The organism is Endozoicomonas sp. ONNA1 (assembly GCF_024606325.1).
GTDB lineage: Bacteria > Pseudomonadota > Gammaproteobacteria > Pseudomonadales > Endozoicomonadaceae > Endozoicomonas_A.
This window is the reverse complement of the sequence record NZ_JAHHPN010000072.1, coordinates 1-6,355: the sequence shown is the minus strand read 5'-3', so window position 1 is coordinate 6,355 and position 6,355 is coordinate 1. Positions and strand designations below refer to the sequence as shown.

Here is a 6,355-nt window from a genome sequence, read left to right as displayed (position 1 = left end):
GAGAGATGATTATGGTCAGCCAAACCAATGAGCAGGCACTTGAGGCCGCCATCGAACAGCAGCTTACCGGCACCTGCCTTGAGCACAGGAACAGGGTAGCAGAAGGTGTTGCCACCGTTGCGCTGAACTATGGTTATGCACAAGATGAGTTGCTGAACTCGGTGGATTTGTCCTCCTACGGCCTGCAACGGGTGAAGTTTATGAGCATGGCCAGCAGTATTCGGAACCATCCGGACTTTGCCGCCAAGTACCAGGGGAACGCTGATCGCCACAACCGGGATTTGGCCTTTAACAAGATTTTTGATGAGGTGATGCTGAATAACCGGCGCAACGAGCTGGAGCTTTATAAACTGCTGGCCACGGATGCGGCGTTTAAGGCGGTGATGCAGCAGAGTTTGCGGGAGATGTTGGATGGTGGAGTCTGATATGTGCAAATATACTTCAGAACGTGACGATGGTCGAATATTCTTTTCTGGAATAATCACGACGAATGAATAACAGTAACCCTCCTGCCAAACCAACCATGGACTACGCCCAATTGCTGGAAGCCCTGAACCGGGCAAGCACTTTTGATCTGTTCCGGCTGAATGCCATGATTGACCGCGAACTGGAATCATCAGAGCGAATTGGCCGCATCAAGGCGGCGCTGACCATAGGGCACAAGCTAAGCTACTTTGACCGTAGCAGCAATTCGCTGCGTAACTGTGAGGTGCTGCAGCTCAGGCAAAAGCGGGCACTGGTGCTGGATTTTACCGATGGCAAACGCTGGGCAATACCCTACTACATGCTCAATCTCGAAGGTGCCGACACCCGCGTCAATCATGAAACTCAACGGGGGCTGAGTCGCCATGCTATTGCTGTGGGTGATCTGCTGGGTTTTAAAGATAAGCATAGAGAGGAACGTTTTGGCCATGTCATCCGCCTGAATACTAAATCAGTCACCCTGCAAGTAGCAGAAAGGCGGTGGAGGGTCGCTTATTCTCTACTCTACCGGGTTCTGGATGGGCAGGGTAACCAGGAAGAGGAACTGTTGATTGATGGTGAGAGGCCTGATCAGTACAATGAGGCAGTTCAGGGTTCATTGCTCGAGTGAATAACTTGTTCCCCGAAGCCTGCCTGTAAAGTAATGTCACTACTTTGTCCTTGCTTGCATCCCGCAGTGATTTGACTGATAGTTCAAATCTGTAATATTCAGCCAGTAAGCCCTCTCGCGAGAGAACAGCCAAGAGATACCGCGAATGCTTGAAGTATTAATTTCTGCCACCAATGCCTTTTGTAAGCACATGAAGGTTGATCTGAATCGTTTACCCAGTCCGGATGGTAAGCGCATAGGCACTCAGCCCATTGCTTCTGGCAATAATGTCATTGCCTGGCAGGTGCATGCGGTTAAGGGCTACCGAAATAGAAAACGGTACACGGACGTGATTGCAGTAGAAGCCCGCAGTCGTTATGCCATTCTGTTTTCTAACCCGATGTTTAGCGATTTAGACGAGTTTGCTGAGCGATTTACCAATCGCTGGGTCAGAGAATCTATTCATATGGCCATGGAGAGTGGAGCTACAACAGAAGAGCAAGCTCAGAGCATGTATGACCAGTTTCTGGATATGGAGAAGGAAATCCGGTTTGTCAGAAATACCGACCTCAGCGTCAACGGACATGTTGCGGATGCTGAGCAGTGGCTGAGTCAGTCCTATGAACAATATGGGCTGGAGCAGCTAGACGAGAGTGAAGAGATCGGATTGGGAATGCACCGCATCAACTGCGTCCACAAAAAGGCCAGGCTGTTTCCTGGAGCCAGACAAATGGAGAGGTTTATACCCATGTCGCGGATGGTGGATGACTGGCTGTTCAGGTTTGCCAAAGGTCTGTCTGTGTGGGCGTATCCGGAAACGCCCCACGGGGATTTTCCGAATCCTTTTCCCGCTGCAACAGCTACTGTTATCGAACAGGACGCACCATTGGCTTTGCCAGATAATGTGGTCAGCCTTGATGAGGTACGTAAACGTAAGAAGTCGCAGCAAGCATAACCGCTATGAATGAATACCATTATTATGAAAAGGTCATGAAACAGAAGCGTCGGCAACAATCAGGCCAAATAAGCACTGGTGTTCCGGATCAAAGTTTTTCGCTCGCTTTAAAAAACTCCTGAAACTTACTTAACAAAAAGCCTCTCATCCACTGATGCGCCTGGTTAAACTGCCAATGTTCCGGCCACACCAGTTCAAAGCTCAGGGGCGGAGAGTCTGACAAGATAGGAAGGAGGACATAATCCTCAAACAAATCCAACGCCAGATACTCCACATTGGTCACAATGGTAAATGCGTCGTTGGATTGAATCGCCTTCAAAGCAGCCTCCGTGCTTGGTAGCTTAAGCCAAGGATTCCGTAAAAAGGCATACTGCTCACGCAATTGATTGATATAAGGACTGGCAGCGATGACCGCCTGGGTCACCACAAAGGGAAATTGATCCATCTCGGTCAGATCGAGCGTTTCCCGACTGCTCATCGGGTGTCCCTTGCGCATCAGAACATTAAACGACGCTGAATTAATGACTTCTTTGCAGAGGTTCTCAGTCGTCTCAGGAAAAGCGACAATCACCCCCAGATCCAACTCACCTGACTCCATGGAGTAAATCGTACCCTCGTCCGGAAGCGAGACAGAACAACTGATACCCGGCGCAATCTGCTTAAGCTCAATCAGGGCCTGAATCAGAAAATGATCGAGAACAACCGAACTTGAACCTATCCGGAAATGGTGCTCACTGGTTGCAGGGTCAAAGTTCTGATTCTCAAAAAGCGTCTCAGAGTCTGCCATCAGTTTTGAAACCAGTGGTTGAACCTGACGAGCTTTTTCAGAAAGGAAAATATGATTCCCCTCCCTGACCAGGATGGGATCATTCAACGCTTCTCGCAGCTGTGACAGAGTCCTGCTCATTGTGGACTGTGTCACATGCATCTGATCTGCTGCGCGGGTTACACTGCCGGTATCCAGAATAGCCTGCAAAGCGGGCAGCAAACTCATTTTCAGCCGGTTACTGGCCATGAGTAATCAATCTCTCTGTTAGACATAGAAATGCCCCCAGCGCAAAAAAGACTGCCCAGACTGCTTATTATATGTACTGAAACAAACTGTTTTTACGCTTCATGAAAGCACTTTGTTTTAGCCTCTTCCTGACAAAAAGAGGAGAAGACAAAACCCTTTCACCGACCTGATGAACCCGGAAACATTTTAAAGGGACTAAACCCTAAAAACAAAAAAGCCGGCATCAATGACTCTGGGTTGATGCCGGCAAATACACACAACACATGAATCGGAGTAGACGATTCATAGCGAGTAGAGTAGTCATTCCAGCCTCCCTTAACCAGTGAAAGAATTCACTCAGCCCATTGAACCGACCGATAAGTAATTTACACGTCGACCCCTCACTTAACACATTCGGCATTTCGATATAACCATTGATGCTTTCAACGTGACCCGTTAGTACAACTACATAACAATCTCGTTTCAACATTAAACACACAATTAGTTGGGACATAGTGATCATGCACAAGAAAATTCTGGCCGCAGCAGTAGCCACAGCAGTGGCAGGTCCAGCAATGGCAGTGAACGTTTACGACGACGGCACAAGCAGCCTGAGCATTGGTGGCCGTGTTGGTGTTGTTGCCAAAAATCATGATGGCGATAACACCCTGAACAACGACAGTGCTCGTATTAACTTCAAGTTCGCACACAAGTTTGACAGCGGATGGACCGGCCAGGGTGTCGCAGAGTGGGGCTTCCGCGCTAAAGATGAGTACGACGCCGATGGCAATAAGGAAGAAACCTTCTTCAACCGTCTGGGCTATGTTGGCCTGAGCCATGAAGAAATGGGTGCATTCGCTGCCGGTAAAAACTGGAGCGTAACGTATGACGTTTCCGGTTGGACCGACATGTATGCCATCGGCGGTGGTAGCGCTCTGGGTATCTATGATGGCCGAAACGGCGGTGACTTCGACGGTTCTGCCCGTGCCGATGATGTTATCCAGTACCGCAACAGCTTCGGCGGTCTGAACATCGGCCTTCAGTATCAAATGCAGGATCAGACAGTAACAAATGCCCAGCGTGATTCCGGTTTCGGCATCTCTGCCAGCTATGACCTGGCCATGGGCCTGTCCCTGGGCGCAGCCTACTCTGAAACTAAATACGAAGAAACAGGCACTTTTGCAGATCAGGAGAAATCCAAGTCTGCGACCGCCGGCCTGAAATTTGAAAACGAAAGACTGTACCTGGCTGCCATGTACGGCGAGCTGACAAACAAAACCAATCTGAGTGGCGACCTTGACGCCAAGTCCAAGGGTATCGAACTCTACGGTCGACTGGCTATGAACAATGTTCTGCAAGGCTTCTCCCTGGAAGCAGGTTACAACGAACTGAAAGACAACAGTTCAGCAAGCACTGACCAGTTTGAGGCAACTCTGAAAGAAACCATGATTGGTGCCATTTATGAAACCGGCCCAATGCAGTTCGCCGTTGAATACGCCATTGACGACAGCAAAAATACTGATGGCAAGAAGGAAGGTGACAACACCCTGTCTGTGCAGGCTCGTTACTACTTCTAATCGCCTATCAGGCAAGACATAAGAAAGGCCAGCCCATTAGCTGGCCTTTTTTTACTGGGATCTACTTCAGTTTTTATTTTAAACCTGCCCAATCAGTTACAAAAATACATTCCAACCTCTAAACCTCAGCAAAATAAAAAACACAACAATGATTAATAAACACCAATTCTTAACATAAAAAAACACAGTCATATAAATACACTTTACAAAATCACCTCTATTTTCTTAAGCCAATGGAAATGAAAAAAAGCATCCTTTCAAGATCACCAAATATCAGTTTGGCTTCGCAAAGGAGTCTTACAAATGACTCAAGAAAAACGACAAGAAATGGGCAACACTTTTTTGAACTGGCCAGCGCAGCCTGTATCTATCAGTTCAGGCTAGCAGCACAGGATTCATACACCCTAAGGCCAAAAAAGTAGCTAAAAGCACTACAAATTCTGAAGATAATACCGGTGAAGCGGCAAGCTTCATCAAAAATATAAAATGACCGATTGAATCAGATATTAATCCTGAATTCCTGCGGCTATAAATATTATTTTTATACCTGCCCAATGGTTTTTTACATTCAGCCATCGAATAACTTCATAACTCTATTCATAGCAAAGAGAGAATAAAAACCATATTTTATTTGTCGAAACAAGTTAATGAATATTTTATATCGGAGAAAATTATGAATAAAAAAGTCAATCGAAATTTACTAACAACATTTGTCATTTCTTCGCTTTCTGTTTCCACCATTACTGAAGCTTGTTCAAATGTATTTTGGAATAGCCCACAAGGAGCAGTGGTTACACGCACAATGGATTGGATGGAGTCAACCAAACCATTACTTCTAAAAGTAGCGGCAGGCGAAAAGCGTAATTTTCACGGCGCTGAGACCGGCGATAAAGAATACACGGTCAAAAATAGCTTTCTAGCGATTGGCGGTTACGGAAAATTAGTCGGTGAAGGCGTTAATGAGCATGGCTTACAAGCGAGCGTTCAATACTATCGCGGAATGGCATTAGAAAAAGGCGATGGCAATACGCTAAGTCAAAATGAGCTAGCAGGCTATTTTTTAGCAAACTTTGACAATGTTGAGCAAGTAATCGACAACGTGAAAGATATTGAAGTCGGTTTAACCACTATTCCTGGTATGCAGGAACCACCGCGTTGGCACTACATTGTCTCTGACGTATCCGGCGACCGCGCTGTTATTCAATACGATGAAAATGGCGTAAACATATACCGCGGTGATGACGCACAAGTTGTGACCAACACAAGCCAAAAGGACCTGAATGAAGCCTGGGCTGAGAAATCACAACAGCTTAAAGAGTTTGGTGGTTATGGTAGCCAATTCCAACTAGAGGCAGGCAACACTGATTCTGAACAACGCTATGTGTTTGCTAAGTACTTTGTTTCGCAGTTACAAAACGCCACTTCTCCTAAACATGCAATGATGTCTGTAGAAGGTACAGCATTCAAAGTACCACAACAGGCTGCTTACCGACCTCAGGATGGGATGAATACCTACGCAACCGAATACACGATCACTTACAACCTGGATTCTGGTGATGTTGTGTTTAAGTACATGGGTGACGACTGGAGTCAGCGTGAGTGGAACTTCAAAGATCTACTGGAATCTGACCAAAGAATAGAGGTTCCGCTGTACGGCAGGGGAAGTTCAATGAAAGTATTTTAAGAAATAAAAATGAGCTATGTTTAGCTCGCTTTTTTGATCTTGAAGCAGGATACAATACACTGAAAAACAACAG

General features: G+C 46.5%; 7 protein-coding genes. 5 read left to right on the top strand and 2 right to left on the bottom strand.

The window, feature by feature from the left end:
• From KDK19_RS01615 to KDK19_RS01605, 3 genes are all read left to right on the top strand, one after another.
• On the top strand, positions 1-425 hold a 425-nt coding region (locus KDK19_RS01615), incomplete at its 5' end, for a hypothetical protein (protein ID WP_257291207.1).
• 65 nt (positions 426-490) lie between these two features.
• Positions 491-1,093 carry a hypothetical protein gene (locus tag KDK19_RS01610; RefSeq protein ID WP_257255600.1) on the top strand — a complete coding sequence of 201 codons (603 nt, stop codon included), beginning with the start codon at positions 491-493 and terminating at the stop codon, positions 1,091-1,093.
• Positions 1,094-1,238: 145 nt separating this feature from the next.
• On the top strand, positions 1,239-2,027 hold the full coding sequence (locus KDK19_RS01605) for a hypothetical protein (RefSeq protein ID WP_257274591.1): 789 nt from the start codon (positions 1,239-1,241) through the stop codon (positions 2,025-2,027).
• A gap of 88 nt (positions 2,028-2,115) precedes the next feature.
• Here the strand turns inward: KDK19_RS01605 and KDK19_RS01600 are convergent, their stop codons facing one another.
• Positions 2,116-3,042 (bottom strand): LysR family transcriptional regulator, encoded by a 927-nt coding sequence (locus KDK19_RS01600; protein ID WP_257281437.1) that lies wholly within the window; start codon positions 3,040-3,042, stop codon positions 2,116-2,118.
• A 500-nt stretch (positions 3,043-3,542) separates the two neighbouring features.
• Here KDK19_RS01600 and KDK19_RS01595 point away from each other — a divergent pair, with 500 nt between their 5' ends.
• Positions 3,543-4,598 (top strand): porin, encoded by a 1,056-nt coding sequence (locus KDK19_RS01595; RefSeq protein WP_257288721.1) that lies wholly within the window; start codon positions 3,543-3,545, stop codon positions 4,596-4,598.
• A 375-nt stretch (positions 4,599-4,973) separates the two neighbouring features.
• On the opposite strand, the gene KDK19_RS01590 is transcribed toward KDK19_RS01595, so the two are convergent.
• The gene (locus tag KDK19_RS01590; protein WP_257255596.1) at positions 4,974-5,174 is read right to left on the bottom strand and encodes a hypothetical protein; all 201 of its coding nucleotides are present in this window, start codon (positions 5,172-5,174) and stop codon (positions 4,974-4,976) included.
• Positions 5,175-5,271: 97 nt separating this feature from the next.
• Here KDK19_RS01590 and KDK19_RS01585 point away from each other — a divergent pair, with 97 nt between their 5' ends.
• Positions 5,272-6,282 carry a linear amide C-N hydrolase gene (locus tag KDK19_RS01585; protein ID WP_257255595.1) on the top strand — a complete coding sequence of 337 codons (1,011 nt, stop codon included), beginning with the start codon at positions 5,272-5,274 and terminating at the stop codon, positions 6,280-6,282.
• The last annotated feature ends 73 nt before the right edge of the window (positions 6,283-6,355 follow it).

Bases quoted from the DNA above. Each gene is read 5' to 3' on its own strand.
- KDK19_RS01605 (WP_257274591.1), top strand. From the start codon at position 1,239: ATGCTTGAAGTATTAATTTCTGCCACCAATGCCTTTTGTAAGCACATG.
- KDK19_RS01595 (WP_257288721.1), top strand. From the start codon at position 3,543: ATGCACAAGAAAATTCTGGCCGCAGCAGTAGCCACAGCAGTGGCAGGT.
- KDK19_RS01610 (WP_257255600.1), top strand. From the start codon at position 491: ATGAATAACAGTAACCCTCCTGCCAAACCAACCATGGACTACGCCCAA.
- KDK19_RS01590 (WP_257255596.1), bottom strand. From the start codon at position 5,174: ATGGCTGAATGTAAAAAACCATTGGGCAGGTATAAAAATAATATTTAT.
- KDK19_RS01585 (WP_257255595.1), top strand. From the start codon at position 5,272: ATGAATAAAAAAGTCAATCGAAATTTACTAACAACATTTGTCATTTCT.
- KDK19_RS01600 (WP_257281437.1), bottom strand. From the start codon at position 3,042: ATGGCCAGTAACCGGCTGAAAATGAGTTTGCTGCCCGCTTTGCAGGCT.